The sequence below is a fragment of the Halomonas stenophila genome, from assembly GCF_014192275.1.
In the GTDB taxonomy this organism is placed as follows: domain Bacteria; phylum Pseudomonadota; class Gammaproteobacteria; order Pseudomonadales; family Halomonadaceae; genus Halomonas; species Halomonas stenophila.
The window spans coordinates 839,696-859,382 of record NZ_JACHXR010000001.1 but is presented as its reverse complement, the minus strand read 5'-3'; the positions used below and the strand labels follow the sequence as shown (position 1 = coordinate 859,382).

Genomic DNA, 19,687 nt, shown 5'->3' with positions numbered 1-19,687 from the left:
CTGCCGCGGGATTTCCTCCAGGCCTGAAAAAGGTGTGATTTCCTACTGCGCTCGATAGCTCGGCCACCGGCGCTGCTCGCTATCCTCATGTAGCAGGCCGCGGGATTTCCTCCAGGCCTGAAAAAGGTGTGATTTCCTACTGCGCTCGATAGCTCGGCCACCGGCGCTGCTCGCTATCCTCATGTAGCAGGCTACACTGCGGTAGCTGCGCTGCGGCGGTGACCGACCTAGTCTTCGCTCGCTACGGAAATCTCTACCTTTTTAGGAGATTAAGCATCGATCCTGGCGTCTTGGACTCGACTGTTCCTTTCAGGGCTCGCTGAAGGAGCCGCTCGGCATCAGGGTTCGCTGAAGTCGGCGGGCAGGCCCAGGAAGTTCTGGATGATGAAGAAGTGGTCCTCGAAGAGCCCGTCGGGCTCCAGGTCGGCCAGGGGCACCCAGCGGGCATGGTCACCGCCCTTCACCGGCTTCAGCCGCGGCAACTGCTGCTCGGGGCGCAGGGCGAAGTAGAAGGCCTCGGCCAGGGTCCGGCCGCGCCAGCTGCGATGGGGCTCGTCGAACAGTCGCTGGCCCCTCAGCGAGCCCTTGAGGACGGGCTCCGGTACCTTGAGCCGGACCCGTTCGCGGAGTTCCCTCAGGCAGGCATCGAGCAGGCGTTCATGGGAATTGATGAAGCCGCCGGGCAGGGCATGGAGGCCCTTGCCCGGCGCCGCCGTGCGCCTGACCAGCAGGACGTGTCCCGACTGCACCACCACGGCGTTCACGGTGACGAAGATCGGCGGGTAGGGCGCCAGGGACCAGGCGTCGCGATACTGGTCCAGCAGCTGCTGTTCCTCGACCAGTTGCTGGTAGGGCTCCGTGGCGAAGAACGCCCGGATCTCCTCCACCACCCCCGGGGGCAGGTCATGGGAGGCGCCGGTACTGGCGTAGTCCTTCGCGGCCGCCGGCGAGCGAAACAGTCGCTCGCGGATCTGGCTGGCCGAGATGCCCTCGACCATCGGCACGCTGACCGACTCCCACTGGGGAAACAGCGACAGGTAGTAGCTCGACTGGCCGCGGCTGGCCCCGATCAGCCCGATCCGCGGCAGGCGGGCCTGGCTCGGCGAGGCGATATCGCGCACCTTGCGCTGCACGTCGCGCACCCAGACATCGTTGTTGTAGAGGGCGTCGAGCAGCGGCACGATCTCGAGGCGGGCATTGTCCTCCTCGTCGAAGGCGGTGCGCAGCATGCGGCGCCGCTCGTCGAAGCGCCAGGGGTTGCGCAGCGAACGGGCCTGCCAGGCGGAGCCGACCAGGACGATGACCTGGCGGGCGCGCTTGAGGGCCTCGTGGATGACCGCCAGGTGACCGAGATGGGGAGGCTGGAAGCGGCCGATGAAGACCAGACAGTCGAAGTCGTGGCTGGGGCTGTCGGCGTCCGGGCTCGGACTCATGGGCTCGCTCCGCGCGGTAAAACGCCCATTATGGTGACCCGCTCGGGGCCGTGCAATTCCCGCGACCTGCACGGCGGGCGCGGCTTCGGTATGCTGGCGGACAGGCAAGGGACTGTGAGGCAAGCAGATGATCAAGAAGCACGTGTTGTTCTGGTGGGGCGTGGTGCATGACGCCGTGAAGCTGTGGCTGGAGCGCAACGCCTTCAGCTATGCCGGGTCGCTGGCCTTCTACACCCTCTTCTCGCTGGCGCCGACGATGATCATCGCGGTCACCGTGATCGGGGTTGTCCTCGGCGAGGAGGCCGCCCAGGGACAGATCGTCGCCCAGTTGCAGGGCACCATGGGCCAAGCCGCCGCCGAGGCGATACAGGCCGCCGTGGCCCAGGCGCGCGTCCAGGAATCGGGGCTCTGGCCGACCCTGCTCGGCGTCGGGGCCCTGCTGGTCGGTGCCACCACCGTCTTCGGCCAGATGCAGTACTCCCTGAACACCCTGTGGGGGGTGACGGCGCGCCCCAGCTCCAACAGCCTGCTGATCTTCCTGAAGAATCGCATCCTCTCGCTGGCCGTGGTGCTGTCCATCGGCTTCATCCTTCTCGTCTCGCTGATGCTGGGGGTGGCCGTCAATGCCGTGCTCAAGGCCGCCAACGGCCTGCTGCCGTTCCTCGGCGCCCTGGCCGCCGGCCTGGAGTTCCTGATCTCCCTGGCGGTGGTGGCGGCGCTGTTCGCCACCATCTTCAGGGTCTTGCCGGACGTGGTGCTGAGCTGGCGGGACGTGCTGGTGGGGGCGGTGGTCACCGCGCTGCTGTTCTCCATCGGCCGGTCGGCGATTGCGGCCTATCTGGCCTATACGGCCACGGCGTCCACCTATGGGGCCGCCGGCTCCGTGGTGGTCGTGCTGCTGTGGGTCTATTACTCCTCGCTGATCCTGTTGTTCGGCGCGGCCTTCACCAAGTGTCACCTGCTGGCGCGGGGGCGCGAGGTGGTCCCGCGCAACACCGCGGTGCGGGTCCAGCACGAGCTGCTCGACGAGCCCGTGGCTCAGCGCCCGTCACGCCGGCGCGGCCTGTCCCTCAAGAAACGCCGCGCCGACGAATCCGTTGGTGACGAAGAGGCGTCTCGCGAGGCGCCAAGCCGAGAAGACGCCGAGGGGGCGGAGGTGAAGGCGCCGGGCCACGAGGACGAGGCGGCGGAGGAGGCCGCCTCGCGGACGGGGCGTCGGGACTGATCTCCCGCCGGGCGTCAAGTGGCGCGGAAGCGTTCCCGCGCGAGGTCGTCGGCCACCCGGGCGGGGCTCTGGCCCTCGCGGTCGGCGCGCCGGAAGATCTCGTCGAGGGTAGCCCCGATGCCCTCGATATGGCTCATGACAGCCTCGCGGCGGTAGTCCTCGCGACGCTGCCAGGCGATCTCGATCACCCCGCCGGCATTGGCGACATAGTCCGGCGTGTAGAGGATGCCGCGCTCGGTCAGCAGCCGGGCCACGTCGGGATGGGCCAGCTGGTTGTTGGCGGCGCCGCAGACCACCCGGGCCTTGAGTCGCTCGACCACGGCCGGGGTGAGCGCGGCGCCCATGGCGCAGGGGGCGAAGACATCCACCTCGGCCTCGGCGATGGCCTCGGGGGCGGCGATCTCGGCATCCAGCTCATCGGCGAGCCGCCCCAGCGCATCCCGGTCGACATCGGTCAGCACCAGCTGCGCGCCGGCCGCGTGGAGCTGGCGTGCCAGGTGCGCCCCGACATGCCCCACCCCCTGGATGGCCACCCGCAGCTCGCCGAGGTCATCGCGGTCCAGGCCATGGCGCACGGCGCTCTTCAGCGCGCAGAACACCCCGTGGGCGGTGAAGGGCGAGGGGTCGCCGGAGCGGCCGTCGTGGCCGAGCCCGCCCACATGGGCGGTGCGCTCGGCGATGATCCGCATGTCGGCCTCGCTGGAGCCGGAGTCCTCGGCGGTGATGTAGTGTCCGGACAGCGAGTCGATCAGTCGTCCCATGGCGCGCAGCAGGTCGGGGCTCTTGTCGCGACGCGGGTCGGCGATGATCACCGCCTTGCCGCCGCCGAGGGGCAGGTCGGCCAGGGCCGACTTGTAGGTCATGCCCCGCGACAGGCGCAGGACGTCGGTCAGGGCATCCGCCTCGCTGGCGTAGGGGAAGATGCGCAGGCCGCCCAGGGCCGGGCCGCGGTGGGTGTCGTGAATGGCGATGATGGCGCGCAGGCCGCTCGCCTCGTCGCTGCCGAAGACGACCTGCTGATGGTGGTCGAACTCGGGGTGGTCGAAGACCAGCATGACGTGTCTCCCTTGTGAGGAAGGTTGTTGTGGGGTGGTCCGCCGCGGTAGGCCGGCGAAACCTGGTATCGTCCCGGCTTTTGGCCGAGCGATCGTCTGTATGACACCCTGAAGACTAGTGCATCGCCTGGCCCCGGGGAAGCCTCGCACCTTGGTGGTGAGCGGCCGGGATGCTAGAACGAAGAGCAGGCTCCCGCTCCCTGGCGGGCCGCGGGTCCGCGCATCGACATGGAGGACGCCGAATGGACAGCTACTGTGTGAAGGCCCTGGTGACCGGCAAGGTGCAGGGGGTCTGGTATCGTCGCGCCACCCAGGAACAGGCCCTCAAGGCCGGGGTCACCGGGCATGCCAGGAACCTGCCGGACGGTCGCGTCGAGGTGTTGCTTTGCGGGCGCCGCGAGGCGGTCCGCGATCTCAGCGAGTGGCTGTGGAAGGGGCCGCCGGGGGCCCGGGTCACCCACGTGGAGCTCGAGGTGGTCGAGCAGCACGACCCGGACACCTTCACGACGGCCTGAGGGTCACGCCAGGGTTTCGGTGATCCACTCCACCACGGCCGTGCCGTCCACGCCCAGGCAGACGTCCGCCAGCGGGGTGCGCGACCAGCGTGGCTCGATATAGCCGCGGTTCTCCGGGGCGAAGATGGTCTGGCCCTCGGCATCGCCCTGGGTGGCCACGGTCAGGTGGCCGCGGGCGGTGGTGAACAGCTCCGGCCGGATCAGCCAGGCCAGGGCGCAGCTGTCGTGGGGGCAGCAGCCGTCGATGCCGAGCATGTCCTGGTAGAAGTCGCGGTAGAAGCCGTAGCTGCCGGCCAGCACCTCGCCGAGCTTTCCCTGGCCGGCGGCGATGCGTGCCATGTGCGCCGGGCCGAGCACGCAGCGGTGGGTCACGTCCAGGCCCACCAGGATGAGCGGCCAGCCCGCCGTGAGCACCCGGGCGGCGGCATGGGGGTCGTTGAAGATATTGGCCTCGGCCACCGGGGTCACGTTGCCGCCTTCCCGAATCGAGCCGCCCATCACCACCACCTGCTTGACCCTGTCGATGATGGTCGGGTCGAGTTGCAGGGCCGTGGCCAGGTTGCCGAGCGGCCCGACCGCCACCAGGCTGACCTCGCCGGGGCGGGCATTGACCGTATCGATGATGAAGCGTGCCGCGCTGCGCGGGTCGGCCCGGCCCTGCACCGCCGGCAGCGCGATGTCGCCCAGGCCGTTGGTGCCATGGATATGCGCCGGGGCCGGGTGGCGGGGCTTGACCAGCGGGGCCGCGGCCCCCTGGGCCACGGGCACCTCGCGACCGGCCAGTTCGGCGAGCAGCAGGGCGTTGTGGGTGGCGGTGGCCACGTCGACATTGCCGAAGGTGGTGGTCATGCCCAGCAGCTCGATGGCGGGGTGGCGCAGGGCGATGGCGATGGCCTGGGCGTCATCGACGCCGGGGTCGGTATCGAAGATGATCGGATGGGTCATGGGGCTCCTCGTCGGTGACGGTCAGGGGGCGTCGAGGCCGTGGCGCAGGACCCGCTCCACCTCGGCGGCGTCGGGGATGCTCTCGGTGGCGCCGAGGCGCTGGACGGCCAGGGCCGCGGCCGTGGCGGCGCGCTCGAGGCAGGCCGTCGGCGGCAGGTCGGCCTGGACCGCGGCCAGGTAGTAGCCGATGAAGGTATCGCCGGCGGCGGTGGTGTCCCGGGCGACGACCGGCAGCGGTGGCTGGAAGTGGCGCTGGTCGCCGTACTGGTACCAGGCGCCGTCGCCGCCCAGGGTCAGCACCGTCTCGGTGGCGGGCAGCCGTCGGGCCAGGGCCGCCAGCAGGGCCTCCGCGGGGGCGTCGGTAGCGAGGCCGGTGAGGGCCTCGGCCTCGCCCCGGTTGACGAACAACAACCGGCAGGCCGCCAGGGGCAGTCCGGCGACCTCGTCGGTCATGGGGGCCGGATTGAAGGCGATCTTCACCCCCCGGGCCTGCGCCCGGGCGAACACCCGGGGCAGGGCATTGCATTCGTTCTGGGTCAGTAGCCAGTCGCCGGGGGCGATCTCGGCGATCCGCGCGTCCAGGTCGGCCGTCGTGAAGCCATGGTTGGCGCCCGGAAACAGCAGGATGGCATTCTCGCCCTGGTCATCCACCTGGATGATGGCGTGGCCGCTGGGCTCGTCGACGAGCGCGACGCTGTCGACGGCCACGCCGCTGCGCGCCATGAGATCCCGTGCCCAGGCGTCCTGCCGGCCGAGCCGCCCCCAGTGGCGGACCCGGCCGCCGGCCCGGGCCATGGCCAGCGACTGGTTGGCGCCCTTGCCCCCCAGGCCGACGCGATAGTCGTGGCTGGCCAGGGTCTCGCCGGGCCTGACCAGGTGGGGAACGCGATAGACGTGGTCGAGATTGATCGACCCGAAGTTATGCAGCATGCCGTGGTCCGGGTGAGGCCGAAAAAAGGGTGGTCGGCGGAAGTATCCAGGCCCGACGCCAGGGGTGCAAGCCGGGTGCAGGGACATCACGGCTATTGCAGTTAGCTGTGGCGCTCGGAGCTGCTCCGTCGACAGGTCTGCGAGGGGGCGCTGTGAACCCCTCCATGGGCGCTACCGACGCCATCCATGGCGTAGGACCCCCTCTTCGACCTGTCCCCGGCGCCCCTCGCCAGACCCAACTGCGATAGCCCTGGCAGGGACATGGAGATGATTTATACCGTTATCTTGCATGTCGATTCGATCAAGGCACCCTCCTGGTAGAACCGCAAGCGATCGCCGGCATCCAGTCGGGAGGCCAGGCCACGCGGGGGCCGGCGGGAATCAGCCGGAGGCCAGGAAGGCCGCGAGGTTGTCCGCGGTCAGGGCCACGATGCGCTGGCGAGCCTCGGGGCTGATCCAGGCATTGTGCGGGGTGACGATCAGGTTCAGCGGCTCGTCGAGGGCCGAGAGCAGCGGATGGCCCTCCCGGGGCGGTTCCTGGGGCAGCACATCGACCCCCAGGCCGCCGAGGCGTCCCTCGCGGAGGGCGGCCAGGGCGGCGAGCTCGTCGATGATGCCGCCGCGGGCGCAGTTGAGCAGCAGGGCCTCCGGCTTGAGACTCGCCAGCAGGGTCTCGTCCACCAGGTGGTGGGTCGCCTCGGTGAGCGGGCAGTGCAGGCTGATGGCATCGGCCTCGGGGGCGAGGGTGGCCAGGGAGGGCCGGGAGTCGTCGGCGGTGCCGCCGGGACGGGCGGCGAAGCTGACGCGCATGCCGAAGGCCCCGGCCAGCTCGCCGACCCGCGACCCCAGCTCGCCCTGGCCGACGATCACCAGGTGCTTGTTCACCAGTTGCAGGGTGGGGTGGTCCAGCAGGCAGAAGAAGGGGCTCGCGTTCCAGCGCCCCCGGGCCAGGTCGCGCTGGTAGCGGGGCAGCCGGGCGGCCAGGGCCAGCAGCAGCATCAGGGTGTGCTGGGCGACGCTGGCGGTGCCGTAGGCGGCGACATTGCGCATCGCGATCCCGCGCCGCTCGGCACTCGCCACGTCGATGTTGTTGGTGCCGGTGGCCAGCACGCAGATCAGCCGCAGCGCCGGCAGGCGGCCGAGGGCATCGTCGTCGAGCACCACCTTGTTGACGATGGCGACCTCGGCGCCCACCAGCCGTGATGCCACTTCCCCGGGGGCGGTGTGGTCATGGACATCGAGGCGGTCCAGCTGTGTCTCGATCGGGGCGAGGTCGATATCCTGGCCGAGGCTGGCGGCGTCGAGAATCACGGCGTGCATGGCGGTTTCCTCGTGTGCAGGGCGACGACGGACGCGTGGCCCCGGGGCTGGGCCTCGGGCGGCACGACAGGCTATAATATGCGGCTTTCGAGGCAGGCCTGGAGTTTGCGCAGGCTGCCCCTGTATCGCAGAACGCCAACCGCGACCGAGCCATGTTGCGTCGTCGCTTCGCCCACTGGGACGTCGTTTCAGGGAGACCCAAACCATGCCCATCTACGAATATGAGTGCAAGGCCTGCGGCCACCGGCTGGAGAAGCTGCAGAAGCTCAGCGCCGCGCCGTTGACGGATTGCCCTGCCTGCGACGAGGCCGAGCTCGGACGCCTGGTGTCGGCCGCCGGCTTCCGGCTGGCCGGCGGCGGCTGGTACGAGACCGACTTCAAGTCCGGGGGCAAGAAGAACCTGGCCGGTGACAGCCAGGGGGCAGGGACATCCGCCGACGGCGGCGCCGCGGCCTGAACCGTCAGCACTCTCGCTTTTTCATCACGCAACGAAACAGGATACGACATGCGCAGCCATTATTGCGGCCAGCTGAACGAGACCATGGTGGATCAGACGGTCACCCTGTGCGGCTGGGTACATCGCCGCCGTGACCATGGCGGGGTCATCTTCCTTGACATGCGCGACCGCGATGGCATCGCCCAGGTCGTGGTCGACCCCGATACCGCCGAGGCCTTCGCCACTGCCGACCGCGCCCGCAGCGAGTACGTGCTGCGCATCCAGGGCCGCGTGCGGCTGCGCCCCGAGGGCACCCAGAACCCCAACATGCCCACCGGGCTGATCGAGGTGCTGGCCAAGGACGTCGAGGTCCTCAACACCGCGGCCACGCCGCCCTTCCAGCTCGACGAGCATGGCAAGGTCGGCGAGGAGGTGCGCCTCAAGCACCGCTACATCGACCTGCGCCGCCCGGAGATGATCGACAAGCTGCGGCTGCGCTCGCGGATCTCCCACAGCGTGCGGGCCTATCTCGAGGGCCAGGGCTTCCTGGACATCGAGACCCCGATCCTGACCCGCGCCACCCCCGAGGGCGCCCGGGACTACCTGGTGCCGAGCCGCACCCATGCCGGCAGCTTCTTCGCCCTGCCGCAGTCGCCCCAGCTGTTCAAGCAGCTGCTGATGGTGTCCGGCTTCGACCGCTACTACCAGATCGCCAAGTGCTTCCGCGACGAGGACCTGCGCGCCGATCGCCAGCCGGAATTCACCCAGATCGACCTCGAGGCCTCCTTCGTCGAGGAGGAGGACATCATGGCGATCACCGAGGGCATGATCCGCCAGCTGTTCCAGGAGGTGCTGCAGGTCGAGCTGCCCGAGTTCCCGCGCATGCCCTATGCCGAGGCCATGAGCCGCTTCGGCTCCGACAAGCCGGACCTGCGCATCCCGCTGGAGCTCACCGACGTCGACGACCTGATGAAGGATGTGGACTTCAAGGTGTTCTCCGGGCCGGCCAACGCCGACGACGGCCGCGTCGCGGCGCTCAAGGTCAAGGGCGGTGCCTCGCTGTCGCGCAAGGAGATCGACGAGTACACCAGGTTCGTCGGCATCTACGGGGCCCGCGGCCTGGCCTGGATCAAGGTCAACGAGCGAGCCCGTGGCCTCGAGGGGCTGCAGTCGCCGATCGTCAAGTTCATGGAGGGCGTGGTCGAGCAACTGCTGGACCGGCTCGGTGCCGAGGATGGCGACATCATCTTCTTCGGCGCCGACAAGGCGCGCATCGTCAACGAGGCGCTGGGCGCGCTGCGTGTCCGGCTGGGCGAGGACCTCGACCTCTATACCTGCGAGTGGTCGCCGCTGTGGGTGGTCGACTTCCCGATGTTCGAGGACGACGGTAGTGCCCGCCTGCAGGCCCTGCACCATCCCTTCACGGCACCGTCCTGCGACGTCGAGACCCTCAAGACCCACCCGGCCGGGGCGCTGTCCCGGGCCTACGACATGGTGCTCAACGGCACCGAGCTGGGCGGCGGCTCGATCCGTATCCACGATCAGGCCATGCAGCAGACGGTGCTCGAGGTGCTGGGCATCGACCAGCAGGAGGCCCGCGAGAAGTTCGGCTTCCTGCTCGACGCCCTGCAGTACGGCGCACCGCCCCATGGTGGCCTGGCCTTCGGCCTCGACCGCCTGGTCATGCTGATGAGCGGGGCCCGCACCATTCGCGAGGTCATCGCCTTCCCCAAGACCCAGAGCGCGGCCTGCCTGCTGACCGAGGCTCCGGGCGAGGTCAGTGCCGAACAACTCAAGGAACTCAATATCCGTCTGCGCCAGAAGGCCAGGGCGGACAGCGCCGGCGAGTAAGGCACGCGCTCCGGCACCCCTTCACCGGCGCCTCAGGGCGCCGGTGTCGTTTCTGCCATCCTCTCACCGACGACCCGCGAAGGAGGAATATATGGCTGGCCATAGCAAGTGGGCCAACATCAAGCATCGCAAGGCCGCCCAGGACGCCAAGCGCGGCAAGATCTTCACCAAGCTGATCCGTGAACTGACCGTGGCCGCCCGCCAGGGCGGCGGCGAGCCCGACGACAACCCGCGCCTGCGTGCGGCCATCGACAAGGCGCTGGCCAACAACATGACCAAGGACACCATCCAGCGGGCCGTGGATCGGGGCGCCGGCAACGGCGACGGCGACGACATGGAGGAGGTCGTCTACGAGGGCTATGGTCCCGAGGGCGTGGCCATGCTGGTGGAGGCGATGACCGATAATCGCAATCGCACTGTCTCCGCGGTGCGACATGCCTTCAACAAGCACGGCGGCAACCTCGGCACCGCCGGGTCGGTGGCCTTCATGTTCCACAAGCAGGGGCGCCTGACCCTGCCCCGGGGCATCAGCGAGGAGGCCGCCATGGAGGCGACGCTGGCCGCCGAGCCCGAGGAGATCGAACGCCTGGACGACGGTCGCCTGGAGGTGGTCACCAGCCCCCAGGCCTTCGGGGCGGTGAAGGACGCCCTGGCCGCGGCGGGCATCGACCCCGACGCCAGCGACGTCGGCCTGTATCCCGACAACTATGCCGCCATCGACGACATCGATCTCGGGCGACGCATCATCAAGCTGGTGGACATGCTCGAGGACCTGGACGATGTGCAGAATGTTTACACCAATGCGGACTTCTCGGATGCCATCATGGAAGCACTTGAGGAGTGAGCATGCGCGCCAATGCACGCTTGACCGGCCTCGGATGAGATCATGGAAGCACTTGAGGAGTGAGCCTGGCCACCAATGCACGCTTGACCGGCCTCCGATGACCTCATGGAGGCGCTCGAGGAGTGAGCGGGGCCGCGCGGAGGCGGGCTCGTGCTGATCCTGGGCATCGATCCCGGGTCACGGATCACCGGTTACGGGGTGCTGGATGTCACCGCCTCCACCCCGCGCTACGTGGCCAGTGGCTGCATCCGCACCCGGGGCGACGACCTGGCCCAGCGCCTGGCCCAGGTCTATGCCGGCATCAGCGAGGTGATCGGCCGGCATGGCCCCGGGGAGTTCGCCATCGAGCAGGTGTTCATGTCGAAGAACGCCGACTCGGCGCTCAAGCTCGGCCAGGCCCGGGGCACCGCCATCGTCTGCGCCGCCAACCATGGTCTGCCGGTGAGCGAGTACGGCCCACGCCAGATCAAGCAGGCAGTCACCGGGGGCGGGGCGGCGGACAAGGCCCAGGTCCAGCATATGGTCACCGCCATCCTCGGGCTGTCGGGCACGCCCCAGGCCGATGCAGCCGATGCCCTGGCGATCGCCCTGACCCACGCCCATGCGCGACGGGGCCTGATCACCCGGGGCAGCTTCGGCGGCGGCGGCAAGCGGTCTCGCAAGGGCAACGCCTGGCGGGACTACCGGCCCTCCTGAATGTCGCGGGATGGCGACGCGAGCCCGTTATCGAACGCCGTTTGCCTGGACTGGCATGGCGCGAAGGGGACCAGTATAGTGATCGCGACGCGCCCCGCCGGATTCTTGACCAAGGACAGTGACATACCATGATCGGACGCCTGCGTGGCACCCTGCTGGAGAAACAGCCACCCTGGCTGGTGGTGGACGTGGCCGGCATCGGCTATGAGCTCGAGGCGTCGATGACGACCCTGGTGGCCCTGCCGGGCCTCGGGGAGGAGGTCGCGTTGTACACTCACCTGACGGTGCGCGATGACGCCCACTTGCTCTACGGGTTCGCCCGGGAGCAGGAGCGGGCCCTGTTCCGGGCCCTGATCAAGGTCAACGGCATCGGGCCCAGGCTGGCTTTGGCGATCCTCTCGGGCATGGACGAGGATGCCTTCATTCGCTGCGTGATGGACGACGACGTCAAGGCGCTGACCCGCCTGCCGGGCGTCGGCAAGAAGACTGCCGAGCGGTTGATCGTGGAGATGCGCGACCGCTTTCCCCACTGGGAAGGAGGCGCCGAACTCACGGCCGCCGAGGTCGGGCGCGTGCCGTCGCCGGCGGCCGGTCGCCAGGATCCGCAGGCCGATGCCGAGGCGGCGCTGGTCAGCCTGGGCTACAAGCCCGCCGAGGCCACGCGCATGCTGGCCGGTCTCGAGGAACAGGGCAGTACCGAGGCGATGATCAAGGCGGCACTGGCTCGCCGCATGGCGGGCTAGACCATGCCCTGGCCATCCTTCTCACCCCGGCTCCCAGCGGAGGACCAGCATGCTGGAAACTGACCGCTTGATCGCTGCCGACACCCGCGAGGGCGAGGGCAGCCTCGACCACGCCATCCGACCCAAGCATCTCCACGACTACATCGGGCAGCCCCGGGTCCGCGAGCAGCTGGATATCTTCATCAGCGCCGCCCGCGGCCGCGCGGAGAGCCTCGACCACACCCTGGTCTTCGGCCCGCCGGGCCTGGGCAAGACCACGCTCGCCAACATCATCGCCACCGAGATGGGCGTGGGCCTCAAGTCGACGTCCGGCCCGGTGCTCGAGCGTGCCGGCGATCTCGCCGCCATGCTCACCAACCTGACGCCCGGCGACGTGCTGTTCATCGACGAGATCCACCGCCTGTCGGCGGTGGTCGAGGAGATCCTCTATCCCGCCATGGAGGATTTCCAGCTCGATATCGTGATCGGCGAGGGACCGGCGGCGCGCTCCATCAAGCTCGACCTGCCGCCCTTCACGCTGGTCGGCGCGACCACCCGGGCCGGCCTGCTGACCTCGCCGCTGCGGGATCGCTTCGGCATCGTCCAGCGCCTGGAGTTCTACAGCGTCGAGGAGCTCACCGAGATCGTCGCCCGCTCGGCCCGGCTGCTCGGCGTGGAGAGCGATACGGGCGGCGCCCGGGAGGTGGCGCGGCGCTCCCGGGGCACGCCGCGCATCGCCAATCGCCTGCTGCGTCGGGTGCGCGACTTCGCCGAGGTGCGCGGGGCCGGACGCGTCGACGCCGAGATCGCCGACCAGGCCCTCAACATGCTCCACGTGGACCACCATGGCCTGGACCACATGGACCGTCGCCTGCTGCTGGCGATGATCGAGAAGTTCGATGGCGGTCCGGTGGGCGTTGACTCCCTGGCCGCCGCCATCGGCGAGGAGCGCGACACCATCGAGGACGTCATCGAGCCCTACCTGATCCAGCAGGGCCTGATGATGCGCACCGCCCGCGGTCGGGTGGTGACCCGCCAGGCCTGGCAGCACTTCGGCCTGGCCCCGGACGACCGGGCCCCGAGCCCCTGACGACTCACCCAGTCACGATCGACGAGACGAGGAATCCCGTGAACGACGCCATGTCCATTCCCCACCTGATCATCAACGCCAGCGGCGTGGTCCAGGCGGTGATGCTGCTGCTGCTGCTGGGGTCGCTGCTCTCCTGGGTAGTGATCTTCCAGCGCACCTTCGTGATGCGCCGCGCCCGCAATGCCCATCGCCGTTTCGAGGACCGCTTCTGGTCCGGGGTCGACCTCAACGAGCTCTACCGCGAGACGCCCTCCGAGCAGGAAACCCTCGGCGCCGAACACATCTTCCGCGCCGGTTTCCGCGAATTCAATCGCCTGCTGCCCAAGACCCGCAGTCCCCAGGCGATCCTCGACGGCGTCCAGCGCAGCATGCGCGTCGCCTGGTCCCGGGAGGAGGACCGGCTCAACCTGCACCTGGTCTTCCTGGCCACGGTCGCCTCGTCGAGCCCCTATATCGGGCTGTTCGGCACTGTCTGGGGGATCATGGGCTCCTTCCAGTCCCTCTCCATGGCCCAGCAGGCGACCCTGGCCACCGTCGCGCCCTGGATCGCCGAGGCACTGATTGCCACCGCCATGGGCCTGTTCGCCGCGATCCCCGCGGTGATCTTCTACAACCGGCTCTCCGCCGAATCCTCGCGGCTGCTGGGCAAGTACGAGGACTTCGCCGAGGAGTTCCATTCCATCCTGCACCGCAACCTGCAGGGGCGCGGCGACGCCGCCGCCGGCTGAGGAGACACGCCATGCACGGACCCTTCCATCGCATGGGTCGGCGCAAGCCGATGAACGAGATCAACGTGGTGCCGTTCATCGACGTCATGCTGGTGCTGCTGGTGATCTTCATGATCACCGCGCCGATGCTGACCCAGGGCGTCCAGGTCGACCTGCCCCAGGTCACCTCCGAGCCCATCGAGGACACCGAGGAGCGCGACCCGATCGTCGTCTCGGTGGACCGCGAGGGGCAGCTGTTCATCACCCTGGGCAGCGACACCACCGAGGTGACGCTGGACGAGTTGAGCCAGCGGGTGATCATCCTGCTCGAGCGCCATCCCGGCACACCGGTGCTGGTCGAGGGGGATCGGAACGTCTCTTACGGCCAGGTGGTCACCCTCATGAGTACCCTGCAGACGGCCGGCGTCGAGAATGTCGGGCTGATCTCGGAACCGCCCCCCGGGGACGCCTGAGGAGAGCCCATGGCCAGACACCAACGACGCGTGGGCTATGGACTGCCGCTGTTGCTCGCCATCGCCCTGCATCTCGGGATCCTGGTAATCAGCGTGATCCGCTTTCCCGCGGCCGAGGAGGAACCGCCGAATCGGGCCATCGTGCAGGCGACCCTGGTCAGCACCGAGACCGCCACCGACCGGGCGCAGCGCGCCGAGGAAGCCAAGTCCGCGGCCCAGGCGGCCAAGCAGACCGAGGAAGAAGCGGCGCGCCAGCAGGCCGAGGAGCAGGCCCGGCAGGCCGAGCAGGAGCGTCAGGCACGGCAGGCCGAGGAAACGGCCGACGCCGAGGCCCGTGAGGCGGCCCGTGAAGCGGCCGAGCAGGCCGCCGAAGAGGCGGAGCGGCGCGCCGCCGAGGCCGAGCGCGAGGCGGAACGCCAGCGGGAGGCCGAGGAGCAGCGCCGCCGGGAAGCCGAGGCGGAACGCCAGCGTCAGGCCGAGGAGGAGGCCCGTCGCCAGCGGGAGGCCGAGGAGCAGCGGCGCCGGGAGGCCGAGGAGCAGCGGCGCCGGGAGGCCGAGGAGCAGCGGCGCCGGGAGGCCGAGGCGGAACGCCAGCGCCAGGCCGAGGAAGAGGCTCGTCGCCAGCGAGAAGCCGAAGCCGAACGCCAACGCCAGGCCGAGGAAGAGGCTCGTCGCCAGCGAGAAGCCGAAGCCGAACGCCAACGCCAGGCCGAGGAAGAGGCGCGGCGCCAACGGGAGGCCGAGGAGCAGCGCCGTCAGGAAGAAGCCGCCCGCCGCGCCGCGGAGGCGGCCCAGCAGGGACTGGACCAGGCCATCGCCGGCGAGTCGGAGAGCGTGGCCAACAGCGCCCAGGCCCAGGAGGCCGCCAACGGCTTCATCAACCTGGTGCGTCAGGCGGTCGAGCAGGCCTGGGCGATACCACCCAACGTGACCGGTAATGCCACCGCCGAGATACAGGTGCGGCTGGGGCCCTCCGGGGAGCTGTTCGCCGCCAGCATCGGCCGCAGTAGCGGCGATAGCGCCTTCGACCGCTCGGCGCTCCAGGCGGTCAGGGCCGCGGCACCCTTCGCCGAACTGCGTGAGCTACCTTCATCGGTGCAGCGCCAGTACCGAGAATTCAATCTCAGATTCAAACCGGGGGATATCCGCTGATGAGAGCCTTGATGACTACCTGGCTGGCGGCCGCGCTGCTGTTCTGCGCGCCGCTCGTCCAGGCCGAACTGACCATCGACATTACCCGCGGCAACGAGCAGGCCACGCCCATCGCGGTGGTGCCCTTCGGCGCCGACGGCGGCCAGTTGCCCGTCGACCTGGCCCAGGTCGTCGCCGACGACCTGGAGCGCAGTGGCTATTTCGCCCCCCTCGAGCGGGAGGCCATGTTCGCCACCCCCTCGAGCGGCGACGAGGTCAAGTTCGGTGACTGGCAGGCCCTGGATACCCGCTATCTGGTGGTCGGGCGGGTCCGCCACGAGGCCGGCCGGGTCGAGATCCGCTACGAGCTGATGGACGTCAGCGATGGTTCGCGGATGCTCGGTGAGGTGCTGACCGCCAATGACAGCCAGCTGCGCGCCGCGGCGCACCGCATCAGCGACAAGATCTTCGAGGAGATCACCGGCATTCGCGGTGCCTTCTCGACCCGCGTCGCCTATGTCACCTCCCAGGGGGTGGGCGAACAGACGTCCTACCAGCTGTTCGTCGCCGATGCCGACGGGCGCAACAGCAAGCAGGTGCTGAGCTCCGACGAGCCGATCATGTCGCCGGCCTGGTCGCCGGACGGCCGCAAGCTGGCCTATGTCTCCTTCGAGTCCGGCCGACCGGCGATCTACGTACAGGAAGTGGCCAGCGGCCGTCGGGCGCAGCTCACCTCCTTCGAGGGCCTCAACAGTGCGCCGGCCTGGTCGCCGGACGGTCGACGCCTGGCCATGGCGCTGTCCAAGGACGGTCAGCCGGACATCTATGTCATGGACATCGGTTCGCGCAACCTCGAGCGGGTCACCAGCGGCGACAGCATCGAGACCGAGCCTGCCTGGGCGCCGGACGGGCGTAGCCTGATCTACACCTCGGATCGCAGCGGCGGCCCGCAGATCTATCGCCAGGCGCTGGGCGGCGGCAGCCCCGAGCGCCTGACCTTCACCGGCAACTACAATGCCCGGGGGCGCTTCTCCCCGGATGGCGAGTCCCTCTTCCTGATCCATCGCGGTGGCAATGGCTATCAGGTCGCCCGCCAGGATCTCGATAGCGGGCGGCTCGTCGAGCTGAGCGAGAGCGGCCAGTCAGAATCGCCCAGTGTCGCGCCCAATGGCACCATGGTAATCTTCGCCACCCAGCAGGGAGGCAACGGTGTGCTGGGGGCCGTGACCGCGGATGGACGCGCGTCCTTCCGTCTGCCCGCGGCCCAGGGTGACGTGCGCGAACCCGCCTGGTCACCTTTCCTGAACTGATGTCTCACGCAAGGAGTCTTACGATGCAACTCAAGCCCTATGTCCGCTCTCTGGCCGTCGCCGTGTCGCTGGCCTTCGTGGCCGGCTGTTCCAGCGGTGGCGGCACCCAGGAAGGATCCATGGATGGCATCGCGGGTGGCAACGGCGCCGGTGGCGCCGGCGGGGCCGCCGGCGGCAGCGGCCAGGTGAGTGGCAGCGGTCTTGGCCAGGGGGCCGGCCAGATGGCCGGTGCACGGATCCCCGAGGTGCGCACCATCTATTTCGCCTACGACAGCGATGCGATTCGCCCCGAGTTCCAGTCCGTGCTCGAGTCCCACGCCCGGTTCCTGCAGGGCAACCCCGATGCCAGCGTCGTGTTGCAGGGCCACACCGACGAGCGCGGCACCCGCGAATACAACCTCGCGCTGGGCGAGCGCCGTGCCGGCGCCGTGGAACGCTTCCTGAGCGTCCAGGGCGTCTCGCCGTCCCAGGTGGAAGTCGTCAGCTACGGCGAAGAGCGCCCGGCGGCCCGCGGCGGCAACGAGGAAGCCTATGCCCAGAACCGTCGGGTCGTCTTCGCCTACTGAGCCTGAGCCCGACTTCAACCTCGACAGGGAGCAAGCGATGACACAGGGTCTGAAACGACTGTGCAAGGCGGGGGCCCTGGGGCTCCCGTTGGTCCTGGCGGTGCCTGCGCTGGCCCAGCAGCCGGTAGTGGAGGATCTCTCCGGCGGCGCCTTTGGCTCCGGCGGCGGCAGCTTCTACGAGCAGGCGACCACTCGCGAGGAGGCGGGGGGCCGTCTGCTGCTGTTCAACGAGGTGCAGCGCAACCAGGAAGAGCTCCGCCAGCTGCGTGGCCAGGTGGAGGAACTGCGTTACCAGCTGGAGCAGCTGCGCCGCCAGACCCGCCAGCAGTACATGGATATCGAGGACCGCCTGGCCACGGGCGGCTCCGCCATGTCGCCCGGCGGCAGTCGCGGCCAGCAGGGCCCGCAGGACGTGGCCGCGGGCGGAGACGCCGCGACCGCGTCGGCCGGCCAGCGACCGTCGACCGGCAGCGGTGGCGGCGGCGATGCCGCGGCCCGTTCGGACTACCAGGCCGCTTTCGCCAAGGTCCAGGCGCGGGAGTTCGCGGCGGCCACCCAGGCCTTCGAGGCCTTCGTCGCCGAGCACCCCCACAGCCAGCTGACCGGCAATGCCTACTACTGGCTCGGCGAGCTGCATTCCGCGGCCTCCGATCTGGAGCCGGCCGAGGCGGCCTTCCGTCGCGTCCTCGAGGACTTCCCCGACAGCAACAAGGTGCCCGACACCCTCTACAAGCTGGGCCTGCTGAAGGCGCGTCAGGGCGAGCCGGACGCCAGCCGCGAGCTGCTCGAGCGGGTGCGCGACCAATACCCGGACAGCAGTGCCGCCAGCCTCGCCGGCGATTTCCTGCGCCAGTCGGGCAACTAGAGGAGCCGTGATGCGCTGCAAGATCGACTATGTCCCGCCCGGCGACCTGCTCGCCGATCGGGCGATCCTGGTGACCGGGGCCGGCGACGGCATCGGGCGGGCCGCCGCCCTGAGCTTCGCCCGGCACGGCGCCACGGTGATCCTGCTGGGACGGACCATCGCCAAGCTGGAGGCGGTCTACGACGAGATCGAGGCCGAGGGCCTGCCGCAGCCGGCGATCTTTCCCCTCAACTTCGAGGGCGCCACCCTCAAGGACTTCCACGACATGGCCGAGACCCTGGACAAGGAGTTCGGCCGGCTGGACGGCATCCTGCACAATGCGGGCCTGCTGGGCCGAATCACTCCCTTCGAGCAGTACAACCCCGAGCTCTGGGAGCAGGTGATGCAGGTCAACATCAACGGCCCGATCTGGATGACCCAGGCGCTGTTGCCGTTGCTGACGGCGTCCAGGGACGCTTCGGTGATCTTCACCTCCTCCTCGGTGGGCCGTCGGGGTCGCGCCTACTGGGGCGCCTATGCGGTATCGAAGTTCGCTACCGAGGGCTTCGTCGAGGTGCTGGCCGATGAGGTCGAGCACCTGGGCAGCCTGAGGGTCAACAGCCTCAATCCCGGCGCCACCCGCACCGCCATGCGCAAGAGCGCCTATCCGGCGGAGGACCCGATGACCCTGCGTACCGCGGAGGACATCATGCCGACCTACCTGTGGCTGATGGGGCCCGACAGCCGCGGGCACAACGGCGAGCAGTTCGACGCCCAGCCCCCGAAGCCCTGACGGTCCTGCGTCACCTGGCATGCCGTTGACGCCGTTTGCCGCGCTGCGCTCCCGCCATTACTCGTCGGGAAACGTGCTCCCACCCCCTTCTTGATTGTCACGGCGCGTGCCGGGTTCTTTATAGGCAAGGGGGTCCCCCCTCGCAGCGCCGCACTTGTACTCAACGATGCCCGGCGGCGTATAGCAGGGTCTTATGGTGTTGCGGAGGGTGGAGACATCTTCGCTACTGTTCAGGCCCGCGCGACTTTCGAGAAGGGCAATATGGGCGACGAGGCGACCTTCGTATGTCAAGCAGCGCTGTGGAACGTCCGAGACCCGCCAGTGACGGCCCTGCCAGTGCGCGGAGCCGTCCTGCTCGAGCCGCAACGCTTCGAGGGGAATCAAGGCCTGGAAGAGACGGCTGTTGAGCACCGGCCCGGTCTGACCGATGCGGAGGCCGCCTCGATACTCTCCTTTGGTCAGTGCCTCGATGACGGCCCTGCGTCTCTGATCGCATTGCAGGGTGCCGACTCCACAGAGATGCAGTATGTCGTCATCGATCTGCTTGATGACCCAGACTCGGATCGGAGCCCTGCCCAGCCATTTCAACAGTGTCGATATCGGCCCTGGCGGGGTGGGCGGGCAGTAGCCGGCATTCGTCTCTTCCGGTCGTTCCGAGGGCTTGCTTGCGGGAGGGCCAGGCTCACCCGGATGAGAAGGGAACAAATCCTGCTGGGCGTCGCGACGCAGGGCCTCAGCCGCTGTAAGGGCCTCATCCCGGTTGACGCTGGCCCCGCAATCGATGCAGGCATAGCGGTGGGG

Annotated in this window: 21 protein-coding genes; 15 read left to right on the top strand and 6 right to left on the bottom strand. The window is 69.1% G+C overall.

The window, feature by feature from the left end:
• Positions 1–338: 338 nt before the first annotated feature.
• The gene (locus FHR97_RS03890; RefSeq protein WP_183382420.1) at positions 339–1,433 is read right to left on the bottom strand and encodes a bifunctional nicotinamide-nucleotide adenylyltransferase/Nudix hydroxylase; all 1,095 of its coding nucleotides are present in this window, start codon (positions 1,431–1,433) and stop codon (positions 339–341) included.
• Positions 1,434–1,560: 127 nt separating this feature from the next.
• Between FHR97_RS03890 and FHR97_RS03885 the strand changes: the two genes are divergently transcribed.
• A complete protein-coding gene (locus FHR97_RS03885) occupies positions 1,561–2,658 on the top strand; it encodes a YihY/virulence factor BrkB family protein (protein ID WP_183382419.1) in 1,098 nt (365 codons plus the stop codon).
• 14 nt (positions 2,659–2,672) lie between these two features.
• On the opposite strand, the gene FHR97_RS03880 is transcribed toward FHR97_RS03885, so the two are convergent.
• On the bottom strand, positions 2,673–3,713 hold the full coding sequence (locus FHR97_RS03880; protein WP_183382418.1) for a Glu/Leu/Phe/Val family dehydrogenase: 1,041 nt from the start codon (positions 3,711–3,713) through the stop codon (positions 2,673–2,675).
• 242 nt (positions 3,714–3,955) lie between these two features.
• On the opposite strand from FHR97_RS03880, the gene FHR97_RS03875 reads away from it, so the two are divergent.
• Positions 3,956–4,228, top strand: a complete 273-nt coding sequence (locus FHR97_RS03875) for an acylphosphatase (RefSeq protein ID WP_183382417.1) — start codon at positions 3,956–3,958, stop codon at positions 4,226–4,228.
• Between the two features lie 3 nt (positions 4,229–4,231).
• Here FHR97_RS03875 and FHR97_RS03870 read toward each other — a convergent pair whose 3' ends face one another.
• The 3 genes from FHR97_RS03870 to FHR97_RS03860 form a co-directional block, all read right to left on the bottom strand.
• Positions 4,232–5,173 (bottom strand): nucleoside hydrolase, encoded by a 942-nt coding sequence (locus tag FHR97_RS03870; protein ID WP_183382416.1) that lies wholly within the window; start codon positions 5,171–5,173, stop codon positions 4,232–4,234.
• A 21-nt stretch (positions 5,174–5,194) separates the two neighbouring features.
• A complete protein-coding gene (locus tag FHR97_RS03865; protein ID WP_183382415.1) occupies positions 5,195–6,103 on the bottom strand; it encodes a ribokinase in 909 nt (302 codons plus the stop codon).
• Between the two features lie 381 nt (positions 6,104–6,484).
• Complete coding sequence (locus FHR97_RS03860) at positions 6,485–7,423, bottom strand: NAD(P)-dependent oxidoreductase (protein WP_183382414.1); 939 nt, start codon at positions 7,421–7,423, stop codon at positions 6,485–6,487.
• Positions 7,424–7,628: 205 nt separating this feature from the next.
• Between FHR97_RS03860 and FHR97_RS03855 the strand changes: the two genes are divergently transcribed.
• The 13 genes from FHR97_RS03855 (at position 7,629) to FHR97_RS03795 (ending at position 18,886) form a co-directional block, all read left to right on the top strand.
• Positions 7,629–7,880, top strand: coding sequence for an FmdB family zinc ribbon protein (locus FHR97_RS03855; RefSeq protein WP_183382413.1), 252 nt, complete (start codon positions 7,629–7,631; stop codon positions 7,878–7,880).
• Positions 7,881–7,928: 48 nt separating this feature from the next.
• The gene (gene aspS, locus FHR97_RS03850; protein ID WP_183382412.1) at positions 7,929–9,710 is read left to right on the top strand and encodes an aspartate--tRNA ligase; all 1,782 of its coding nucleotides are present in this window, start codon (positions 7,929–7,931) and stop codon (positions 9,708–9,710) included.
• A gap of 91 nt (positions 9,711–9,801) precedes the next feature.
• The gene (locus tag FHR97_RS03845; protein ID WP_183382411.1) at positions 9,802–10,554 is read left to right on the top strand and encodes a YebC/PmpR family DNA-binding transcriptional regulator; all 753 of its coding nucleotides are present in this window, start codon (positions 9,802–9,804) and stop codon (positions 10,552–10,554) included.
• Between the two features lie 150 nt (positions 10,555–10,704).
• Entirely contained in the window at positions 10,705–11,250 is a 546-nt protein-coding gene (gene ruvC, locus FHR97_RS03840) for a crossover junction endodeoxyribonuclease RuvC (RefSeq protein ID WP_183382410.1), read from the top strand.
• Positions 11,251–11,378: 128 nt separating this feature from the next.
• Positions 11,379–11,993, top strand: coding sequence for a Holliday junction branch migration protein RuvA (gene ruvA, locus FHR97_RS03835; protein ID WP_183382409.1), 615 nt, complete (start codon positions 11,379–11,381; stop codon positions 11,991–11,993).
• A 49-nt stretch (positions 11,994–12,042) separates the two neighbouring features.
• Positions 12,043–13,062 carry a Holliday junction branch migration DNA helicase RuvB gene (ruvB, locus tag FHR97_RS03830; protein ID WP_183382408.1) on the top strand — a complete coding sequence of 340 codons (1,020 nt, stop codon included), beginning with the start codon at positions 12,043–12,045 and terminating at the stop codon, positions 13,060–13,062.
• A 50-nt stretch (positions 13,063–13,112) separates the two neighbouring features.
• Positions 13,113–13,790, top strand: a complete 678-nt coding sequence (gene tolQ, locus FHR97_RS03825; protein WP_183382504.1) for a protein TolQ — start codon at positions 13,113–13,115, stop codon at positions 13,788–13,790.
• A gap of 11 nt (positions 13,791–13,801) precedes the next feature.
• Positions 13,802–14,242, top strand: coding sequence for a protein TolR (gene tolR, locus FHR97_RS03820; RefSeq protein WP_183382407.1), 441 nt, complete (start codon positions 13,802–13,804; stop codon positions 14,240–14,242).
• 9 nt (positions 14,243–14,251) lie between these two features.
• Positions 14,252–15,394 carry a cell envelope integrity protein TolA gene (gene tolA / locus FHR97_RS03815; RefSeq protein ID WP_183382406.1) on the top strand — a complete coding sequence of 381 codons (1,143 nt, stop codon included), beginning with the start codon at positions 14,252–14,254 and terminating at the stop codon, positions 15,392–15,394.
• An 11-nt stretch (positions 15,395–15,405) separates the two neighbouring features.
• Positions 15,406–16,683, top strand: a complete 1,278-nt coding sequence (gene tolB / locus FHR97_RS03810; protein ID WP_425486059.1) for a Tol-Pal system beta propeller repeat protein TolB — start codon at positions 15,406–15,408, stop codon at positions 16,681–16,683.
• Between the two features lie 23 nt (positions 16,684–16,706).
• On the top strand, positions 16,707–17,249 hold the full coding sequence (gene pal / locus FHR97_RS03805) for a peptidoglycan-associated lipoprotein Pal (protein ID WP_183382404.1): 543 nt from the start codon (positions 16,707–16,709) through the stop codon (positions 17,247–17,249).
• 37 nt (positions 17,250–17,286) lie between these two features.
• A complete protein-coding gene (gene ybgF, locus FHR97_RS03800; RefSeq protein WP_183382403.1) occupies positions 17,287–18,114 on the top strand; it encodes a tol-pal system protein YbgF in 828 nt (275 codons plus the stop codon).
• A 10-nt stretch (positions 18,115–18,124) separates the two neighbouring features.
• On the top strand, positions 18,125–18,886 hold the full coding sequence (locus FHR97_RS03795; protein WP_183382402.1) for a YciK family oxidoreductase: 762 nt from the start codon (positions 18,125–18,127) through the stop codon (positions 18,884–18,886).
• 57 nt (positions 18,887–18,943) lie between these two features.
• Here FHR97_RS03795 and FHR97_RS03790 read toward each other — a convergent pair whose 3' ends face one another.
• A complete protein-coding gene (locus FHR97_RS03790) occupies positions 18,944–19,474 on the bottom strand; it encodes a hypothetical protein (RefSeq protein WP_183382401.1) in 531 nt (176 codons plus the stop codon).
• Positions 19,475–19,687 lie beyond the last annotated feature (213 nt).

Excerpts from the sequence above, each read along its gene's own strand:
- ybgF (WP_183382403.1), top strand. The coding sequence starts at position 17,287 with ATGACACAGGGTCTGAAACGACTGTGCAAGGCGGGGGCCCTGGGGCTC.
- tolR (WP_183382407.1), top strand. The coding sequence starts at position 13,802 with ATGCACGGACCCTTCCATCGCATGGGTCGGCGCAAGCCGATGAACGAG.
- FHR97_RS03870 (WP_183382416.1), bottom strand. The coding sequence starts at position 5,173 with ATGACCCATCCGATCATCTTCGATACCGACCCCGGCGTCGATGACGCC.
- FHR97_RS03875 (WP_183382417.1), top strand. The coding sequence starts at position 3,956 with ATGGACAGCTACTGTGTGAAGGCCCTGGTGACCGGCAAGGTGCAGGGG.
- FHR97_RS03855 (WP_183382413.1), top strand. The coding sequence starts at position 7,629 with ATGCCCATCTACGAATATGAGTGCAAGGCCTGCGGCCACCGGCTGGAG.
- tolB (WP_425486059.1), top strand. The coding sequence starts at position 15,406 with ATGACTACCTGGCTGGCGGCCGCGCTGCTGTTCTGCGCGCCGCTCGTC.
- FHR97_RS03885 (WP_183382419.1), top strand. The coding sequence starts at position 1,561 with ATGATCAAGAAGCACGTGTTGTTCTGGTGGGGCGTGGTGCATGACGCC.
- aspS (WP_183382412.1), top strand. The coding sequence starts at position 7,929 with ATGCGCAGCCATTATTGCGGCCAGCTGAACGAGACCATGGTGGATCAG.
- FHR97_RS03845 (WP_183382411.1), top strand. The coding sequence starts at position 9,802 with ATGGCTGGCCATAGCAAGTGGGCCAACATCAAGCATCGCAAGGCCGCC.
- tolQ (WP_183382504.1), top strand. The coding sequence starts at position 13,113 with ATGTCCATTCCCCACCTGATCATCAACGCCAGCGGCGTGGTCCAGGCG.
- FHR97_RS03865 (WP_183382415.1), bottom strand. The coding sequence starts at position 6,103 with ATGCTGCATAACTTCGGGTCGATCAATCTCGACCACGTCTATCGCGTT.
- ruvB (WP_183382408.1), top strand. The coding sequence starts at position 12,043 with ATGCTGGAAACTGACCGCTTGATCGCTGCCGACACCCGCGAGGGCGAG.
- ruvA (WP_183382409.1), top strand. The coding sequence starts at position 11,379 with ATGATCGGACGCCTGCGTGGCACCCTGCTGGAGAAACAGCCACCCTGG.
- tolA (WP_183382406.1), top strand. The coding sequence starts at position 14,252 with ATGGCCAGACACCAACGACGCGTGGGCTATGGACTGCCGCTGTTGCTC.
- FHR97_RS03795 (WP_183382402.1), top strand. The coding sequence starts at position 18,125 with ATGCGCTGCAAGATCGACTATGTCCCGCCCGGCGACCTGCTCGCCGAT.
- pal (WP_183382404.1), top strand. The coding sequence starts at position 16,707 with ATGCAACTCAAGCCCTATGTCCGCTCTCTGGCCGTCGCCGTGTCGCTG.
- FHR97_RS03860 (WP_183382414.1), bottom strand. The coding sequence starts at position 7,423 with ATGCACGCCGTGATTCTCGACGCCGCCAGCCTCGGCCAGGATATCGAC.
- FHR97_RS03890 (WP_183382420.1), bottom strand. The coding sequence starts at position 1,433 with ATGAGTCCGAGCCCGGACGCCGACAGCCCCAGCCACGACTTCGACTGT.
- FHR97_RS03880 (WP_183382418.1), bottom strand. The coding sequence starts at position 3,713 with ATGCTGGTCTTCGACCACCCCGAGTTCGACCACCATCAGCAGGTCGTC.